Here is a 16,782-nt window from a genome sequence, read left to right as displayed (position 1 = left end):
CCGATCAGGTCAGGGCAGCGGATCCGTCTGGTAAAGCTTGACCCGCAGACCGCCGTGATCCACGGGCGGGCCGGGGGGCAGGAGCGGCAGTTTGGTGGCTTTTGCCAGCCCCCCATCCGAGGTGATGAGGCCCACACGCCAGCCGGAAAACCGCTCTTGCAGCACCTGCCCCAGTCGACCATGCAGCGCAAAGAGTTGTTTTTTATCGCCAATTCGTTCGCCATAGGGCGGGTTCACAATCACGATGCCGGGATCACAGTCGGGGCGGGTAAGGTCGCTGATCGCGGCGTGGGTGAACTGGGTGAGCGCCGCCACCCCCGCGCTGTCTGCGTTCTTGCGACTGTTCTCAACCGCGCCGGCGTTGCGGTCCGAGCCAAAGAACTGCGGCGGGGAAACTTTAAAGTTTATAAGGGGGCGCGACGGGCGTTCTTTCAACTTTTGGTAGGTCTCAAAGTCGAAAGTTGTAAGTTTTTCGAAGGCAAAGCTGCGGCTGCGGCCGGGCAGCAGCCCCGCCGCCCACTCTGCGGCCTCGATCACAAATGTGCCGGAGCCGCACATCGGGTCCAGCACGGGCTGATTGCCGTCAAATCCCATCTCCCGCAGGAACAGAGAGGCGAGGGTTTCGCGCATCGGCGCCTTGCCGGTGGCGGTTTTGTGGCCGCGCTTGTGCAGGCTTTCGCCTGAGCTGTCGAGGCTGATGGTGCAGAGGTCCTTTTCAATCCGCACCTTCACCGTGATCTCGGCCTCTTCGGCGCGGTCAGGCAGCTGCGCCCCGATCACATCAACCAGTGCCTTTTCAATGCGTTCACTGGCCGCGCGGTCGTGATAGATTTTCGACTTCCGGCAGGTGGTTTCGACCCGAACCGGGATCCCTCGCGGCAAAACGGCGGCCCAATCCACCTGATGGGCGCGTTTGTCGAGCTGCGACAGGTGGGTCACGGGAAACTGGTCGATGCGCACCAGCACACGAGTTGCGCCGCGCAAGGTCAGGTTCGCGCGCCAGACCTCTTGCCAGCGCCCCTGAAACTGCACCCCGCCGGGCACGCATTTGGGCGCGGAAAACCCGGCAGAAAGTGCCTCACCCCGCAGGGCCTGTTCAAGGCCGGGGGGGGCGACAAGGAAGATGTCGAGGCGGGTGTTTTTTGCGGGGTGATGCTGTGTCATGGCGCTGGTGTAGCCCGCGGGGCCACAAAGGGAAAGCGGTCATGTAAAGCAGTCATGTCCTGTGGCAAACCCCGCGGTGCAACCGATGGATCCGGTTCCGACGCATGGCAGTCGCGGGATCTGGGGAAAGGGGGCAGGGGAGCCGGCGAACGGTGTTTCCGGCGTCAATTCCGGCCCGGCCTCTTGTTCCCGCGCGGCAGGGCCGTTATTCCTCGCCAGAGCCGGGGGCATTTCCGCCCCGATGAGGGAGAGCCGCATGGCAAGACGACAGAACGCTGGGATGGATATCGACGAGCGGGAGAAATCCAAGCGGATTGGCGCGTTGAGTGGGCTGTGGCCCTTCATGGCGCCGTATAAGCTGTGGATCCTCGGGGCGTTTGCCGCGCTGGTGTTCACGGCGGGGATTTCGCTGATCCTGCCGATTGCGGTGCGCCGGGTGGTGGATGGCTTTGGCGCTGACGGGGCCACGGCACATCTGCTGGACAAGTATTTTGTAGCCGCGCTTGCGGTGGCGGGGTTGCTCGCGCTGGGCACCGGGCTGCGCTATTATCTGGTGACGCGTCTGGGTGAACGGGTTGTTGCGGATATTCGCAAGGCGGTGTTTGACCGCGTGGTGGGCATGAGCCCGGCCTTTTACGAACGCATCATGACCGGGGAGGTTCTGAGCCGGATCACCACCGACACCACGCTGATCCTGTCGGTGATCGGGTCGTCGGTTTCGGTGGCCCTGCGCAATATGTTCATTTTCCTGGGTGGCCTGATCCTGATGCTGTTCACCTCGGCCAAGCTGACCGGGCTTGTGCTGCTTTTGGTGCCGATTGTGGTGGTGCCGATCATCATCCTTGGGCGGCGCCTGCGCAATCTGGGGCGTGAGAACCAGGAATGGATCGCCAAAAGTTCAGGCAATGCGTCGGAATCGCTTTTGTCGGTGCAGACCGTGCAGGCCTTTACCCATGAGGATCTGAGCCGCCGTGAATTTGCCGACCTGACCGAGGAAAGTTTTGACAGCGCGCGGATCCGTATCACGACGCGGGCCATCATGACGGTGATCGTGATCACGCTGATCTTCTCAGGCGTGGTGGGGATCCTGTGGATCGGGATGCATGATGTGACCGCTGGCGGCATGTCGATCGGCGCGCTGGTGCAGTTTGTGATCTATTCGATCATGGTGGCGGGCGCGGTGGGCGCCCTGTCCGAGATCTGGTCGGAGCTGCAGCGGGCAGCGGGGGCCACTGAGCGGCTGGTGGAGCTCTTGAATGCCGAGGACAAGGTGCAGGACCCGGCTGAGCCCAAGCTGATCTCAGCCCGTCCGGAAGGGGCGATTTCGTTCAAGGATGTGACCTTCCACTATCCGTCGCGGCCGCATTTCGCAGCCCTTGAGGGGATCACGCTGGAGGTGAAACCCGGTGAGACCGTGGCCCTTGTGGGGCCGTCCGGGGCCGGGAAGTCAACCATTATCCAGCTGTTGGAACGGTTTTACGATCCGGCCTCCGGCTCGGTGGAACTGGATGGCGTGGATCTGCGCGACATGCGCCGGGATGATTTCCGCAAATATATCGCCATGGTGCCGCAGGATGCGGTGGTGTTTGCCACGTCGGCGCGGGAAAACATTCGTTTTGGTCGCCCCGATGCAAGTGATGCCGAGGTGGAGGCCGCGGCCCGGGCGGCGGCGGCGCATGAGTTCCTGACCAGCCTGCCGGACGGGTATGACACCTATGTGGGTGAACGCGGCGTGATGCTGTCAGGCGGACAGAAGCAGCGCATCGCCATTGCCCGTGCAATCCTGCGCGACGCGCCGGTTTTGCTGCTGGATGAGGCGACCTCGGCGCTGGATGCCGAAAGTGAACGTCTGGTCCAGGCTGCGGTGGATGAGCTGGCGCAGGGGCGCACCACGCTGATCGTGGCCCACCGCCTGGCAACGGTGAAAAAGGCGGACCGGATTGTGGTGTTCGAAGAGGGGCGGATTGTGGCCCAGGGCACCCATGATGAGCTGGTCGAGGGGGGCGGGCTTTACGCGCGCCTGGCCAAGCTGCAATTCACCGAAGGCGGGGCCTGAGGGTCTAACCTAAGGTAAACTATTGCAAACACGTTAAGAAACGGATCGACCCTTTGGGATCGGTCCGTTTTTTCGTTTTTTCCGTTGTTTTTATGAAGTGACGCAACTGCACTTTACTCGCGCGTCAGGTTCCCCTTGCCCGGCCTCGCTTTTGCGACCATTCTTTTCGGATCAGACGACCCACATAAAAGGGCGCGGGAGGAAGAAGAATGTATGATTTTGGCTCGATGATTGACCGGAACGCGGTTGAGGCCGAAATGACATGGGAGGAGCGCGGCACGCCAAAGTCGCTTTACCAGATGCTGGAACGCACGGCGAAGAAATTCCCGAACCGTCCGGCCGTGTCGTTTCAGCTGACTTCCGGGGCGGCGGATCCGAAGGAGACCGTGACCTGGCGTGAGATGCTGGAGCGGTCCTGTCAGGCGGCAAACCTGTTTCGGTCGCTGGGGATTGGTGAAAACGATGTGATCGCCTATCTGCTGCCGAACTCGAACGAGACGATGTATACGCTGATGGGGGGCGGGATCGCTGGGATCGTGAACCCGATCAACCCGCTTTTGGATGCCGAACAGGTGGCGGGCATCCTGCGGGAAACCAACGCCAAGGTGCTGGTCACGCTGCGGGCCTTTCCCAAGGCCGAGGTTGCCCAGCTTGCCAATGAAGCCGTGGCGATGGCGCCCAATGTGAAAACGGTGCTGGAGATTGACCTCAACCGCTATCTCAAGCCGCCGAAAAGCTGGATCGTGCCACTCATCCGCCCGAAAGTGCCGGTGAAACACAATGCGCGCGTGCTGAATTTCAATGCCGAGATGGCCAAGCAGAACAAGGTTCTGGACTTTTCCGATAGCGGCGAGGATCGCGTGGCGGCCTATTTCCATACCGGCGGCACCACCGGCACGCCGAAAGTGGCGCAGCATAAAAACTCGGGCATGGTCTATAATGGCTGGCTGGGGGCCAATCTTCTGTTCAACGAAGAAGATGTGATCATGTGCCCGCTGCCGCTGTTTCATGTTTTTGCGGTGCATGTGATCTGGATGTCCTGCCTGATGTCGGGGGCGCATTTTGTGCATCCGACCCCGGCGGGTTATCGCGGGGATGGCGTGTTTGACAATTTCTGGAAGCTGATCGAGCGTTACAAGGTCAGTTTCATGATCACCGTGCCCACCGCCATTTCCGCCCTGATGCAGCGCCCGGTGGATGCGGATGTGTCAACGCTGAAGACGGCGTTTTCGGGATCCGCCCCCTTGCCGATCGAGCTTTACAACCGCTTTGTTGACGCGACTGGTGTGAACATCGTCGAAGGGTATGGTCTGACCGAGGCCACCTGTCTGGTGTCGTGCAACCCACCGACCGGGGCCAAGAAGGTGGGGTCGGTCGGGGTGCCGTTCCCCTATACCGAAATCAAGATCCTCAGCTGCGATGAAAGCGGCACGATCCTGAAGGAACATGGTGTGGATGAGGTGGGTGAGATCTGCCTGACCAACCCCGGTGTGTTCACCGGCAATACCTATACCGAGGTCGAAAAGAATGCTGGCATGTTCGCGGGCGGCACCTATATGCGCACCGGTGACCTCGGGCGTCTGGATGAAGATGGCTATCTGTGGATCACCGGCCGCGCCAAGGATCTGATCATTCGCGGTGGTCACAATATCGACCCGGCCGAGATCGAGGAATGCCTGGCCGGGCATGACGCCATTGCCATGGTGGGCGCCATTGGCCAGCCTGACAGCTATGCGGGTGAGCTGCCCTGCGCTTATGTGGAACTGGTTGCGGGGGGCTCGACCACCCCGGAAGAACTGCGCGCCTATGCCAAGACCCATATCCATGAAAAGGCCGCCCTGCCGAAATATATCGAGATCCTGGACGAGCTGCCGAAAACTGCCGTGGGCAAGGTGTTCAAACCGGATCTGCGTAAAAAGGCAATTGCCCGGATCTATGATCAGGCCCTTTCTGAGGCTGGGCATGAGGCGTTTGTGGCTGAGGTGATCGACGACAAGAAACGCGGTCTTGTGGCGCGCCTCAAGGCCCGCGGTGAGGTGGATTACGAAGCGATTTCCCATGTGCTGGGGGAGTTCACCCGGCCTTATGAATGGATGGAATGACACGCAGTCCACAAAGAAAATCACCGCAAACGCCCGGGACCGATCCCGGGCGTTTGGCGTTTGAAGCGCCGTGACATCAGGTGTCAGTCGCGTGTCCCCGAAACGCCTTGATCGGATCAGAACCGATAGCTGGCGCGCAGCTGGATGGTGGTGGCATCCACATCCACGCCGGATCCGTCAAAATCCGAGAACTCGTGATACAGAAGCTCAGCCCCGACGCTGAAATTGTCGGTCATGCGGTGTTCATATCCAAGGCCGATGAAATATCCGCTGTCGTCCCGATCCTCAACGGATGTGTGGGCATAGCCGCCGGTGAGATAGGCCAGCCCTCGTCCCAGCTTGGGTCCGCCACGGGCCTTGAGGCGCAGGACGTGCTCCAGATTGGCCTCGCCGCCGATATCGATATCGGTGACGTCATAATCAATGCCAAGCCCGGCCACCCAGGTGCCAAAATCATAGTCATACCCGGCGATGATCCCGCCGATCAGCCCGTCCCCATTTGCGCCGGGAACATTTGTGCCAACATCGCCATAGCCAATCTCCGCGCCGATATACGCGCCGGTCCAGTCGACCGAGGGGGGTGGGGCCGGGGCCACGTAAACCGGCTGGGGCGCAGGGGCGGGGCTGGGGTTGCCCGCATGGGCGCTGCCGCCAGCCATAAGTGCAACAATTGAAAAACAGGAAATCGTTTTGAACATGGTCTGATCCTTTCCTAATGCGGATCGGCCTTTCCCAGAGGGTTTGAACAGCCGAAACGCGGCAAGAGATGTCAATGTTTTGGGCGCTTCGGGAAAATAATGGTCACAGGAAACGTCACTGGAAAGATAGGACACCCAGATGTCCCGAAACGTTTATTTTGCCAGACCCCCAAGGGCCTGATCAGAATGCCAGCCCCCGGATCCGCTGCATATGAGTGGGTGTTCATGGCAGCCGAAACACCCACTGAACACGGATAATCATTGCGTGGGCGGGGACGTCTTAAGGCGCATTCGTGGTGCGAAAATGCCCTGAAAGACTAGCTAAAATAATATTGTTCCGCCAGAGCGGGGAGAAAATCGGTCAAAACCGGCAAGAAAGGGCGCAGGGTTGCGCCCTTCTTGCCCTGCCTTCGGCAGGGTCAGTGCAGTTTCTTGGTCAGGTTGATCTTCACGACCTGATTGTCGACACCGTCGAGATGCATGATGCGCCCGGCGGCTTCGATATCCAGTTTCAGCCGTTTGGCAAAGCGGGGCCAGGCAGCGGGAATGAGGCCCAGAACCTGGGTTGCCCCCAGATCGCGGGCAGTTTTGGTCATCTGGCTGATCAGCATCCCATGCACCACGTTGCGAATGCGCTGCGGCGTGTCATGGGCCACGAAAACGCGGCTCGATTCCCAGATATTGTCGGCCACCGGGGCCTCGTCATAAAGCAGATCCTGCGGGATCGACTCCAGCAGGCCCAGCTGAGCGTCACGGATCATGTAGCTGTAGATGCCGCAGCGCGTGGTGGTCGGGGTCAGCCGGATCCCGGCAAGGATCTGTCCAAATTCATGCACCGCAACCCAACGGCTGGCCGGGGTGTCATACTGGTCATATTCCATCCCCAGCGCCTCGGGCAGGTCCCAGTTGTTTTGAACGATGAAACTCTGCCGTCTTGCGCGAAGCAGATTTGCGAAAAGCTCGCCATGGTTGTGCAGATTTTCGAACGAAAGAGTGGTGGTTTGCATGACTTCCCTCCAGGTAAGATTGAGCAAATGTAGAGGACACCGCCAGTGGCAGTGGTCGATGTCCCGGGGTCGCCGCCTAGATCAGGCGGTAATCTTTGGCGCGCTGGATGGCCTCGGCCGAGGTGCGCGCAAACAGTTTCTTGCGCGCCGAGCTCAGTCGGGCCTTCAGCGCGCTTTCCGAAATGCCAAGCAGGGCAGCGCCATTGGCATATCTTTCCCCTGCGGCCAGAATGCGCAGGGCTTCGATTTCGGCATTGGTCAGGCTGTCAGGGGGCTGGGTTTCATGATGCAATCTCAGGACGATGCCCGTAATCGTGGCAATCTCTTCGTCGGTGAATTCGCGATCACTGCGCGCCACGCTTGCAACCGTGCGCGAGGTCACAGGCCCACAAGAGACGCAGACCCCGTAGGCCAGTCCGAAGGTCTTGGCTTCGTCCATAATGCCAAACGGATCCGGCAGGGTGATTGCACTCCAGCGGATGGCGCCGGTATGGGAAATCCCGGTTGCGATCAGCGGATCGCGCAGGGCGTAGGCATTTTGGGTGTAGTGATCGGTCCAGGCCTGCGGGAAGGTCTGAAATGTCATCAGCGGCGAGACAAACCGGATGTGCAAACCGATGAAATACCCCGCTTCCGCCAAGGGGGTCAGTTCTGACAACAAAGAATCGATACTCTGGTTACGTCCCATGGGCAAATTCTGTTTACCTTAACGGGGCTTTACAACCCAAAATTGCGCATTACCTTAAGGTAATCCGCCATAGCGCGCGCTGCGCCACACTCCTTTGTGCCACGCCGGCTGCGCAAAGTTCTTTTTTCTTTGGGGGTCCGTGGAAAAAACGCCGAAAAATCCAGCTCTTCCCATGCGGTAGGATGTCACAGAAGACCCGCGAGGATTGAATTCCACAGGTCATGGCTCACAGGTTTTAGCTTGCTGTGCATTCTGATTTTCTGGGGGAGGGGATGGTGCTGTGAGGGAGGATTGAACTCCCGACCTCACCCTTACCAAGGGTGCGCTCTACCACTGAGCTACCACAGCATCGTTGTGTGAGGCGGGGAATACTCATATTCGCTCAGGGGTGCAAGCCCCTTCTGGACCCTTTTTTTGGTCTGGGGTAAATAATTTTCCATGGAACAGAAAAACTCCCCTGCAAAGCCCGCAAAAAAAGGGCTATCCCGTGAAGACCGATTGAAGGCTGCGCTGAAGGCCAATATGGGGCGGCGCAAGGCCCAGGCCCGTGCGCGGGCGGATCAGGCTGAAAATCAGGCATATCAGGCGGGTGAACAGCCCGGACCAGAGCAGAAAGAGTAAAGAGAGGCGGTTCAGATGGATTCGATTATTGTAACAGGCGGTGGTGCTCTGAACGGGCAAATCCCGATTGCAGGGGCCAAAAACGCCTGCCTGACCCTGATGCCCGCGACGCTTTTAAGCGAAGAGCCGCTGACCCTGACCAACGCGCCGCGCCTGTCTGATATCAAGACCATGACCGAGCTTCTGGAAAGCCTTGGGGCTGAAGCTGCGTCAATGCAGGAGGGGCAGGTCCTGACCATGTCCAGCCATGACATCGACAACCACGTGGCCGAATATGACATCGTGCGCAAAATGCGCGCGTCGAACCTCGTGCTGGGGCCGATGCTGGCGCGGCTTGGCCATGCGGTTGTGTCGCTTCCCGGCGGCTGCGCGATTGGCGCCCGCCCGATGGACCTGCATATCTTTGGCCTCGAAAAACTGGGTGCCGAGATCGAGCTCAAGGAAGGGTATCTGCACGCCAAGGCGCCGCGCGGTCTGAAAGGGGCCGAGATCGAGCTCAGCTTTGCCTCGGTAGGGGCGACCGAGAACATCATGATGGCCGCCACACTGGCAAAGGGCACAACGGTGCTGAAAAATGCCGCCCGCGAGCCCGAGATCGTCGACCTTGCGGATTGCCTGCGCAAGATGGGGGCGCAGATCGAGGGGGATGGCACGTCCGAGATCGTCATTCAGGGGGTTGATCGCCTGCATGGCGCCACCCATCCGGTTGTCACCGACCGGATCGAACTGGGCACCTACATGCTGGCGCCTGCGATTGCCGGGGGTGAGGTGGAATGCCTCGGCGGGCGCATTTCGCTGGTTGAGAGCTTTTGTGAAAAGCTCGACGCGGCAGGCATCCATGTGGAAGAGACCGAAAAGGGGCTGAAAGTGGCCCGCCGCAACGGGCGTGTCTCGGCGGTGGATGTGACCACCGAACCGTTCCCCGGCTTCCCGACCGACCTTCAGGCGCAGATGATGGCGATGCTCTGCACCGCGGAAGGCACGTCGACCCTGCATGAAACGATCTTTGAAAACCGGTTCATGCATGCGCCGGAACTGATGCGGATGGGGGCCAATATCGAGGTGCATGGGGGCACGGCCACTGTGCATGGGGTTGAGAAGCTGAAGGGCGCTCCGGTGATGGCCACCGATCTGCGCGCCTCGGTCTCGTTGATCCTGGCGGCCATGGCGGCCGAGGGGGAAACCATTGTCAGCCGGGTCTATCACCTTGATCGGGGGTATGAGAAAGTGGTGCGCAAACTGTCGTCGATCGGGGCGAAGATCGAACGGATCAAGGAGTAAGCCCACATGACACACGAGATCGCGGATGCCCGGTTCGAAGATGGCGGCGAAGAGGCGCTGCGCCTTCTGGCCTATGACACGGAAGATCTGCAGGTTCTGTCGACGCTGACGCAAGATGCGGTGTTTCCGGCGTCCGAGATGTCGTGGCAGGCAGGGAAACGCCGGTTTTCCCTGCTCCTGAACCGGTTCCGCTGGGAAGACCTGGAGGCGGCAAAGCTGCGGGGACGCGAGGTGGAGCGGGTGCAGGCGGTGCTGTCGGTATCAGATGTGATGAAGGTGAAAAGTCAGGGAGTGTCACGAGATGCGGACACGATCCTGTCCCTGTTGTCGCTGTCATTTGCCGCCGGTGAGGATGGCACCGGCGTGGTCGAACTGACACTGGCGGGCGATGGCGCGATCCAGCTGGAGGTTGAGGCCCTGGATGTCACGCTTCAGGATGTGACCCGACCCTATATTGCGCCCTCGAAACATACGCCGGGGCACCCTCAGTAAACAGGGGCTTTGCCCCTCTTGGCTGCGCCAATTCACCCCAGGATATTTCAAACCAGAAAATAAAGCGTTTCGGGATAAGCTTGAGACACATGATTATTCCGAAACGCCCACGACATTGATATCTCTTGCGGCGTTTCGATTTTTCCTTGTCTCAGGTTGAAGTCGAAACGCTGTAAGGGCGGAAAAATGCGCCCAAGTGGCGGGTGCGGGCTTGAGGGCAGGGGGGCGGGCCGTTAGAGGTTGGTCAAAGGAGATCACCATGCCCCAGTTTCTGAACAGTCAGGACGCCGATTTCGAAGCGCGCTTTGCCGGACTTTTGTCGATGAAGCGTGAGGACAGCCCGGAGGTGGATGATATCGTGGCGGGCATCATTGCGGATGTGCGTGCGCGTGGGGATGCGGCGGTTCTGGAGCTGACGGCGAAGTTTGACCGTCTGGAGCTGACGGCAGATCGTCTGCGTTTTAGCGAAAGCGAAATTGCGGCGGAATGTGCGAAGGTGGCAGAGGCCGACCGGGAGGCGCTGGAGCTGGCGGCCGCGCGGATCCGGGCCTATCACGAGAAACAACTGCCTGCGGACGCCATGTGGACCGATGACAGCGGTGCTGATCTGGGGTGGCGCTGGACGCCGGTCTCGGCGGCGGGGCTTTATGTGCCCGGCGGGCTGGCGACCTATCCGTCCTCGGTTTTGATGAACGCAATTCCGGCCAAGGTGGCGGGGGTTGAGCGTCTGGCGATCACCGTGCCCACGCCGGATGGACAGGTCAATCCGCTTGTGCTGCTGGCTGCGAAAATTGCAGGTGTGGATGAGATTTACCGGGTTGGCGGGGCGCAGGCGATTGCGGCGCTGGCTTATGGAACAGAGAGCATCGCGCCGGTCGACAAGATCACCGGGCCGGGCAACGCATTTGTGGCGGCTGCCAAGCGCCGGGTGTTTGGCAAGGTGGGCATCGACATGATTGCGGGCCCGTCGGAAATCCTTGTGATTGCGGATGCGGATAACAACCCGGACTGGCTGGCGCTCGATCTGATGAGCCAGGCCGAGCATGATGAGAGCGCGCAATCTCTCCTGATCACCACCGATGAGGAGTTTGGGCGCGCAGTGGCGGATGCCGTTGATGCCCGGTTGCAGACGCTGGAACGGCGCGCGATTGCCGGGGCAAGCTGGCGTGATTTTGGCGCGGTGATCACCGTGCGCGATCTGGATGAGGCGGCGGCGTTGTCGAACCGCATTGCGCCGGAACATCTGGAGCTTTGCGTCGCGGACCCGGATGCGCTGGGTCAGAAATGCACCCATGCCGGGGCGATTTTCCTTGGTCAGTTCACGCCGGAAGCCATTGGCGACTACGTTGGGGGGCCGAACCATGTGCTGCCCACCGCGCGCTCGGCACGTTTTTCGTCGGGTCTGTCGGTGATGGATTTCATCAAGCGCACCACCCTGGCGCGGATGACCCCGGCCGCATTGGCCGCGATCGGACCAGCGGCTGAAACCCTTGCCATTTCCGAAAGCCTTGAGGCGCATGGCCTGTCCGTGCGTGCGCGGCTTGACGCCCTGAACGAGTAGACCTGAGACCATGAGCACAAACCGTATCACCCATATCGACATTGACGAGACCGGACTGGCCGCCCCCACCCCTGCGATTGAGCAGGAGCGGAAGGTGGCGGTGTTCGACCTGCTGGAAGACAACAGCTTTGCCCTGGAGGCACGGGGCGATCAGGTCGTGCCGGAAGGCCCCTATCATCTGCGTCTGGCCATTCAGGAAAAACGTCTGGTGATGGAGGCCAAGACCGAAGAGGGCACGCCTGCGGGTCTGGTTCTTCTGTCGCTTGGGCCATTTCGTCAGGTGGTGAAGGATTACTTTGCGATCTGTGAAAGCTATTTCGATGCGGTCAAGACCCTGCCACCGAGCCAGATCGAAGCCATCGACATGGCGCGGCGTGGGATTCATAACGAAGGGGCGCGGGTGCTGCAGGAGCGGCTTGAGGGCAAAGCGGAAATTGATCTTGACACCGCGCGCCGCCTGTTCACTCTGATCTGTGTATTGCACTGGGGATAATACATGGTTGATCGACCGCAGTCGGTTCTTTTTTGTTGTGATCATAATTCGGTGCGCTCACCGATGGCCGAAGGGCTGATGAAGGCACTTTACGGGCAGGACATATATGTCCAGTCAGCGGGGGTGCATTCCGAGCTGGAAATCGACGGCTTTGCCGTGGCGGTCTGTTCCGAACTTGGGGTCGAACTGTCGGCGCATAAGGTGCGCAGTTTTGACCAGATGGAGGAATGGGGGGATGACCTGTCCAGTTTCGATCTGGTGATTGCGCTGTCGCCCGCCAGTCAGGCCCGCGCTGAGGAACTGACCCGGCGCTGTCATCTTGAGGTGATCTACTGGCCCATTATTGATCCCACCGCGATTGGAACGCGGCGCGAGGAAAAGCTTGACGCTTACCGTCAGGCCCGCGACCAGATCCGCGCAAAGCTGCAGGCGCATTTCGGTCTGCCCGAAGGGGTGTCACCGCTTTAATCATCCGGGCGCTGTTGCCGGGTGGAAACGGGACACTTGCGGTGGGAATACGGCGTGAAGCGTCGCATTCCGGCTTGTGCTGCTGGTGCCATGGCGGCAGTTTGGCAAAAAGTCCATGAGATCAGCTGAGGAAACCGGATGAGCCGCGACACTATTCAACGCTACTATGCCGCATTCAATGCGGGGGACATCGCGGGCATGGTGGCCTGCCTGTCGGATGAGTTCGTGCATGACGTGAATGAAGGGGCGCGGCGCGTGGGCAAAGACGCGTTTGGTGAGTTTTGTGCCCATATGAATGAAACCTATCGCGAGCAGCTCACCGATATGGTGGTGATGGTCAGCGCGGACGGCACCCGTGGCGCGGCCGAATTTACCGTGAATGGCACCTATCTGAAAACCGATCCGGGACTGCCAGAGGCGCATGGCCAGACCTATGTACTGCCCGCCGGGGCATTCTTCTCGCTCAAGGACGGGCTGATCACGCGGGTGACCACCTATTACAACCTCAACGACTGGATCCGGCAGGTCTCATGACGTCCGCGGGGATTGATGTTCGCCCCCTGACAGGTGCGGATCTGGAGGATCATCTGGCAGACGTGGCCCGGCTGCGCATGCAGGTGTTTCGCGACTGGCCTTATCTTTATGATGGGACCTTCGAATATGAACACCGCTACCTGCAGAGCTATCGCAAATCCGAAGGGGCGGTGCTGGTTGGGGCCTTTGAGGATGACCAGCTGGTCGGTGCGGCAACTGGCACGCCGATGGAAGATCATGCTGATGATTTCGCCGCGGCTTTTGCAAAGAGCGGATATGAGCTTGGCGACATCTTTTATCATGCGGAAAGCGTGCTGTTGCCGAGCTTTCGCGGGCGCGGTATCGGGCATCGCTTTTTTGACATCCGCGAAGCGCATGCCCGCACCCTCGGGCGCCGATACGCCGCGTTTTGCAGCGTGATCCGCCCATTGGACCACCCGGCCAGACCCGCCAACTATCGCCCGTTGGATGATTTTTGGCGAAAGCGGGGATATGAAAAGATTGATGGGGTTCTGGCGTCTTTTTCCTGGAAAGATGTTGGAAAAGTGAAAGAAGATGTAAAGCAACTTCAGTTCTGGATCCGCGCCCTGTGAGGGAGGCAGGGGCAGCGCCCCTGAACGATAAGAGGAAGATCATGAGCAAACTGCATATTGCGGCGGCGGCCTATCCGATCGACTGGCATGACGACTGGGCCAGCGTTGAAGACAAGCTCACGCGCTGGGTCCGGGCGGCGGCGGAGCAGAAGGCAGAGCTTTTGGTTTTCCCCGAATATGGTGCAATGGAGCTCGCGTCGCTGGCGGGGCGCGATATTGCCGCTGACGTGCAGGGCTCGATGCAGGCGGTTGCGGACCGGATGGACGAGATGAACGCGGTTCTCGCGGGGCTTGCAGCGGCGCAGGGTGTCCACATCCTTGGTCCCTCCGGCCCGTGTTTTGACCCGGATTTTTCACGCCCTGTGAACCGCGCCACATTTTTCACCCCGGACGGGGCGCAGGTCATTCATGACAAGCAGATCATGACCCGGTGGGAGCGGGACCCGATGCAGGTGCAGGGCGGGCGGCCGCTTGTCGTGATGGACACTGCGCTGGGCAAGATCGGTGTCTTGATCTGTTATGACAGCGAGTTTCCCCTGTTGGGGCGGGCGCTGATCGACGCGGGGGCCGAGATCATTCTGGTGCCCTCTGCCACGGAAGGGCTGGAGGGCTATACCCGTGTGCGGGTGGGGGCCATGGCGCGGGCATTGGAAGGGCAATGCATCACCGTTCATGCCCCGACGCAGGGACGGGCGGATTGGAATGAGGTGGTGGATGTCAACACGGGGGCTGCGGCCATTTATGGCCCGCCCGACAAGGGGTTCCCCGCCAATGGCATCCTTGCACAGGGCAGTTTCGACACGCCGGGATGGACCCTGGCCGAGGTCGATTTGCAGGCGATCCGAGAGGTGCGGCGCGACGGCAATGTGCTGACCAAAACCCATTGGGATGAACAGGAAAACCGCGTTTTCCCCGTCACAAATGTCACTTTGTGCTGAAACGGCCGAATTTCCCTTGAAAACCCTCCCGTTTGGGACCATTTAAAGGGCGCCCGTGATGGACGGGTGTTTTAACAGGAGTGAACATGGCCAAGGAAGAACTGCTCGAATTCCCCGGTGTCGTGAAGGAACTCCTGCCGAACGCGACATTTCTGGTCGAGCTGGAAAACGGCCATACGATCATCGCGCATACGGCAGGCAAGATGCGGAAAAACCGCATCCGTGTTCTGGCTGGCGACAAGGTGCAGGTCGAAATGACCCCCTATGATCTGACCAAGGGTCGGATCAATTACCGCTTCAAGTAATCGGGATCACAGGCGCATGACGCGTCCCAAGTTGATTCTCGGGTCTGGAAGCCCCCGAAGGGCCGAGCTGTTGGGTCAGCTCGGCCTTCGTGCTGATGCGGTGCGCCCACCGGATGTGGATGAAACTCCGCTGAAGGGCGAGCTTCCGTTGAATTACTGCCGCCGCATTGCCGGTGCCAAGGCCGATGCGATGGACGTGGCCACCGATGAGGTTGTGCTGTGCGCCGATACCACCGTGGCGCTGGGGCGTCGGATCATGGGAAAACCCCGTAATGAGGCCGAGGCCGCCGCGTTCCTGCGCGCGCTTGCAGGGCGGCGTCACAAAGTGATCACCTCGGTTGTGGTGCGCAACGCGACAGGCCGCTGGGCGCGGGATGTCGTGACCGCGGTCAAGATGAAACGCCTGTCAGATCAGGAGCTTGCAGCCTATCTGGCCTCGGGGGACTGGCAGGGAAAGGCGGGCGGATATGCCATTCAGGGTCCGGCGGGCGCTTTTGTCAGCTGGATCGAGGGGAGCTATACCTCGGTGGTGGGATTGCCGGTGCATGAGACCGCCAACCTGCTGATCGCCGCCGGCTTTCCGCTTTACGATATATAAGGAACGAAGATCATGAAGGGCAGCATTGTCGCGCTTGACACCTATCGGGGCCGCCTTGCGGCGGCGCGCATTGTCGATGGGCAACTGGATGACCTTCTGATCGAACCACCCGCGCAATACGCACTGCCCGGTGCCATTTACCGGGCGATCTGTGACCGTCCGTTGAAGGGGCAGGGGGGCATGATGCTGCGCCTGCCGGATGGGGAAACGGCGTTTCTGCGTCAGGGCAAAGGGCTTTCGCCCGGTCAGGCGATCCTGGTGCAGGTGATCGGATTTGCCGAGGCGGGCAAGGCGGTGCCGGTCACGCAGAAAGTGCTCTTTAAAAGCCGCTATGCCATTGTCACCCCCGGCGCGCCCGGTCTGAATGTCAGCCGCGCCATTCGGGATGAAGAGGAACGCGAGCGCCTGCTGGAAATTGCCCATGACGTGATGGGGGAGGCCGAGGAGGGGCTGATTCTGCGGTCGGTCTCGGTCAGCGGATCCGATGCGGAAGTGGCGGATGATATTGTGTCGATGCTGGATCTGTCCCGCGCGGTCATGGCCGATGCCGAGGGGAGCGATCCGGAGCTTTTGGTGGAAGGGGCGGATGCCCATGCGCTTGCCTGGCGTGAATGGGACCTGCCCGACCAGCTTGATGATGCCGAGGGGGCGTTTGAACGTCACGGTGTCGAGGAGCTGATTGATGAGGCCCTCGGGGCGCGGGTGCGTCTTCCGGGCGGGGCGTATGCCTTTGTTGAAGCCACGCGGGCATTGGTTGCGGTGGATGTGAATACCGGCCCGGATGCCAGCCCTGCGGCGGGTCTTAAGGCCAATATCGCCCTGGCAAAGGTTTTGCCGCGTGCGTTGCGGGTGCGGGGGCTCGGCGGGCAGATTGTTGTCGATTTCGCCCCCAGCCCCAAGAAAGAACGCCACCAGATCGAAACGGCTTTGCGCAACGCCTTCAGGGCGGATGGGGTTGAGACCTCTCTGGCGGGGTGGACCGTGCTGGGAAATTTCGAATTGCAGCGTAAAAGAGAGCGTATCGCGCTCAAGGAAAGCCTGTCATGAGCTGCCCGATCTGTGCCAAGGATACCGATCCGAAATACCGCCCGTTCTGTTCGCGGCGCTGCGCAGATGTGGACCTGGGGCGCTGGCTGAACGGCTCCTACGCTGTTCCGGCGGACACACCGGAGGATGCGGATGA

Annotated in this window: 19 protein-coding genes and 1 tRNA gene (1 of these 20 running past the window's edge); 15 read left to right on the top strand and 5 right to left on the bottom strand. The window is 60.4% G+C overall.

Annotated features, from left to right (window positions below; translation table 11 throughout):
- Positions 1-9: 9 nt before the first annotated feature.
- Complete coding sequence (locus XMD517_RS06895; RefSeq protein ID WP_173485649.1) at positions 10-1,164, bottom strand: class I SAM-dependent RNA methyltransferase; 1,155 nt, start codon at positions 1,162-1,164, stop codon at positions 10-12.
- A gap of 256 nt (positions 1,165-1,420) precedes the next feature.
- On the opposite strand from XMD517_RS06895, the gene XMD517_RS06890 reads away from it, so the two are divergent.
- Entirely contained in the window at positions 1,421-3,220 is a 1,800-nt protein-coding gene (locus XMD517_RS06890) for an ABC transporter transmembrane domain-containing protein (protein WP_173485648.1), read from the top strand.
- Between the two features lie 209 nt (positions 3,221-3,429).
- Positions 3,430-5,322 (top strand): acyl-CoA synthetase, encoded by a 1,893-nt coding sequence (locus XMD517_RS06885; RefSeq protein WP_254449854.1) that lies wholly within the window; start codon positions 3,430-3,432, stop codon positions 5,320-5,322.
- Positions 5,323-5,438: 116 nt separating this feature from the next.
- On the opposite strand, the gene XMD517_RS06880 is transcribed toward XMD517_RS06885, so the two are convergent.
- The 4 genes from XMD517_RS06880 to XMD517_RS06865 all read right to left on the bottom strand — a co-directional run bounded on the left by XMD517_RS06880 (position 5,439) and on the right by XMD517_RS06865 (position 8,063).
- On the bottom strand, positions 5,439-6,020 hold the full coding sequence (locus XMD517_RS06880; protein ID WP_173485647.1) for an outer membrane protein: 582 nt from the start codon (positions 6,018-6,020) through the stop codon (positions 5,439-5,441).
- A gap of 419 nt (positions 6,021-6,439) precedes the next feature.
- On the bottom strand, positions 6,440-7,027 hold the full coding sequence (locus XMD517_RS06875) for an acyl-homoserine-lactone synthase (protein WP_173485646.1): 588 nt from the start codon (positions 7,025-7,027) through the stop codon (positions 6,440-6,442).
- Between the two features lie 76 nt (positions 7,028-7,103).
- On the bottom strand, positions 7,104-7,715 hold the full coding sequence (locus XMD517_RS06870; protein WP_173485645.1) for an autoinducer binding domain-containing protein: 612 nt from the start codon (positions 7,713-7,715) through the stop codon (positions 7,104-7,106).
- Between the two features lie 273 nt (positions 7,716-7,988).
- Positions 7,989-8,063, bottom strand: a tRNA-Thr gene (locus XMD517_RS06865).
- Between the two features lie 90 nt (positions 8,064-8,153).
- Here XMD517_RS06865 and XMD517_RS06860 point away from each other — a divergent pair.
- The 13 genes from XMD517_RS06860 to XMD517_RS06800 form a co-directional block, all read left to right on the top strand.
- On the top strand, positions 8,154-8,336 hold the full coding sequence (locus XMD517_RS06860) for a hypothetical protein (RefSeq protein WP_055189795.1): 183 nt from the start codon (positions 8,154-8,156) through the stop codon (positions 8,334-8,336).
- Between the two features lie 15 nt (positions 8,337-8,351).
- Complete coding sequence (gene murA, locus XMD517_RS06855) at positions 8,352-9,617, top strand: UDP-N-acetylglucosamine 1-carboxyvinyltransferase (RefSeq protein ID WP_173485644.1); 1,266 nt, start codon at positions 8,352-8,354, stop codon at positions 9,615-9,617.
- 6 nt (positions 9,618-9,623) lie between these two features.
- The gene (locus XMD517_RS06850) at positions 9,624-10,109 is read left to right on the top strand and encodes a DUF2948 family protein (RefSeq protein WP_173485643.1); all 486 of its coding nucleotides are present in this window, start codon (positions 9,624-9,626) and stop codon (positions 10,107-10,109) included.
- Positions 10,110-10,368: 259 nt separating this feature from the next.
- Positions 10,369-11,670, top strand: a complete 1,302-nt coding sequence (gene hisD / locus XMD517_RS06845) for a histidinol dehydrogenase (RefSeq protein ID WP_173485642.1) — start codon at positions 10,369-10,371, stop codon at positions 11,668-11,670.
- Positions 11,671-11,680: 10 nt separating this feature from the next.
- On the top strand, positions 11,681-12,163 hold the full coding sequence (locus XMD517_RS06840) for a UPF0262 family protein (protein ID WP_173485641.1): 483 nt from the start codon (positions 11,681-11,683) through the stop codon (positions 12,161-12,163).
- A 3-nt stretch (positions 12,164-12,166) separates the two neighbouring features.
- A complete protein-coding gene (locus XMD517_RS06835) occupies positions 12,167-12,631 on the top strand; it encodes a low molecular weight phosphatase family protein (protein WP_173485640.1) in 465 nt (154 codons plus the stop codon).
- 138 nt (positions 12,632-12,769) lie between these two features.
- Complete coding sequence (locus XMD517_RS06830; protein WP_173485639.1) at positions 12,770-13,165, top strand: ketosteroid isomerase-related protein; 396 nt, start codon at positions 12,770-12,772, stop codon at positions 13,163-13,165.
- Positions 13,162-13,758, top strand: a complete 597-nt coding sequence (locus XMD517_RS06825) for a GNAT family N-acetyltransferase (protein WP_173485638.1) — start codon at positions 13,162-13,164, stop codon at positions 13,756-13,758. The genes XMD517_RS06830 and XMD517_RS06825 overlap by 4 nt, the downstream gene beginning before the upstream one ends.
- Before the next feature lie 50 nt (positions 13,759-13,808).
- Complete coding sequence (locus tag XMD517_RS06820) at positions 13,809-14,696, top strand: carbon-nitrogen hydrolase family protein (RefSeq protein ID WP_173486308.1); 888 nt, start codon at positions 13,809-13,811, stop codon at positions 14,694-14,696.
- A gap of 86 nt (positions 14,697-14,782) precedes the next feature.
- Complete coding sequence (gene infA, locus XMD517_RS06815) at positions 14,783-15,001, top strand: translation initiation factor IF-1 (protein ID WP_008186030.1); 219 nt, start codon at positions 14,783-14,785, stop codon at positions 14,999-15,001.
- Between the two features lie 16 nt (positions 15,002-15,017).
- Complete coding sequence (locus tag XMD517_RS06810; protein ID WP_173485637.1) at positions 15,018-15,599, top strand: nucleoside triphosphate pyrophosphatase; 582 nt, start codon at positions 15,018-15,020, stop codon at positions 15,597-15,599.
- 12 nt (positions 15,600-15,611) lie between these two features.
- Positions 15,612-16,646, top strand: coding sequence for a ribonuclease E/G (locus XMD517_RS06805; RefSeq protein WP_173485636.1), 1,035 nt, complete (start codon positions 15,612-15,614; stop codon positions 16,644-16,646).
- Positions 16,643-16,782: the 5' portion of a DNA gyrase inhibitor YacG gene (locus XMD517_RS06800; RefSeq protein ID WP_173485635.1), read on the top strand. 55 nt of this gene lie beyond the right edge of the window; the window shows 140 of its 195 coding nt (coding positions 1-140); its start codon is at positions 16,643-16,645; the stop codon falls past the right edge of the window. Before XMD517_RS06805 ends, XMD517_RS06800 begins: the two co-directional genes overlap by 4 nt.

This window comes from Aliiroseovarius sp. xm-d-517 (assembly GCF_013283135.1).
Classification (GTDB): Bacteria; Pseudomonadota; Alphaproteobacteria; order Rhodobacterales; family Rhodobacteraceae; genus Aliiroseovarius; species Aliiroseovarius crassostreae.
This window is presented reverse-complemented; position numbering and strand designations above follow the sequence as displayed.

Excerpts from the sequence above, each read along its gene's own strand:
- XMD517_RS06890 (WP_173485648.1), top strand. The coding sequence starts at position 1,421 with ATGGCAAGACGACAGAACGCTGGGATGGATATCGACGAGCGGGAGAAA.
- XMD517_RS06895 (WP_173485649.1), bottom strand. The coding sequence starts at position 1,164 with ATGACACAGCATCACCCCGCAAAAAACACCCGCCTCGACATCTTCCTT.
- XMD517_RS06835 (WP_173485640.1), top strand. The coding sequence starts at position 12,167 with ATGGTTGATCGACCGCAGTCGGTTCTTTTTTGTTGTGATCATAATTCG.
- XMD517_RS06860 (WP_055189795.1), top strand. The coding sequence starts at position 8,154 with ATGGAACAGAAAAACTCCCCTGCAAAGCCCGCAAAAAAAGGGCTATCC.
- XMD517_RS06875 (WP_173485646.1), bottom strand. The coding sequence starts at position 7,027 with ATGCAAACCACCACTCTTTCGTTCGAAAATCTGCACAACCATGGCGAG.
- XMD517_RS06885 (WP_254449854.1), top strand. The coding sequence starts at position 3,430 with ATGTATGATTTTGGCTCGATGATTGACCGGAACGCGGTTGAGGCCGAA.
- hisD (WP_173485642.1), top strand. The coding sequence starts at position 10,369 with ATGCCCCAGTTTCTGAACAGTCAGGACGCCGATTTCGAAGCGCGCTTT.
- XMD517_RS06880 (WP_173485647.1), bottom strand. The coding sequence starts at position 6,020 with ATGTTCAAAACGATTTCCTGTTTTTCAATTGTTGCACTTATGGCTGGC.
- XMD517_RS06870 (WP_173485645.1), bottom strand. The coding sequence starts at position 7,715 with ATGGGACGTAACCAGAGTATCGATTCTTTGTTGTCAGAACTGACCCCC.
- XMD517_RS06810 (WP_173485637.1), top strand. The coding sequence starts at position 15,018 with ATGACGCGTCCCAAGTTGATTCTCGGGTCTGGAAGCCCCCGAAGGGCC.
- infA (WP_008186030.1), top strand. The coding sequence starts at position 14,783 with ATGGCCAAGGAAGAACTGCTCGAATTCCCCGGTGTCGTGAAGGAACTC.
- XMD517_RS06850 (WP_173485643.1), top strand. The coding sequence starts at position 9,624 with ATGACACACGAGATCGCGGATGCCCGGTTCGAAGATGGCGGCGAAGAG.
- XMD517_RS06825 (WP_173485638.1), top strand. The coding sequence starts at position 13,162 with ATGACGTCCGCGGGGATTGATGTTCGCCCCCTGACAGGTGCGGATCTG.
- XMD517_RS06840 (WP_173485641.1), top strand. The coding sequence starts at position 11,681 with ATGAGCACAAACCGTATCACCCATATCGACATTGACGAGACCGGACTG.
- XMD517_RS06805 (WP_173485636.1), top strand. The coding sequence starts at position 15,612 with ATGAAGGGCAGCATTGTCGCGCTTGACACCTATCGGGGCCGCCTTGCG.
- XMD517_RS06830 (WP_173485639.1), top strand. The coding sequence starts at position 12,770 with ATGAGCCGCGACACTATTCAACGCTACTATGCCGCATTCAATGCGGGG.
- murA (WP_173485644.1), top strand. The coding sequence starts at position 8,352 with ATGGATTCGATTATTGTAACAGGCGGTGGTGCTCTGAACGGGCAAATC.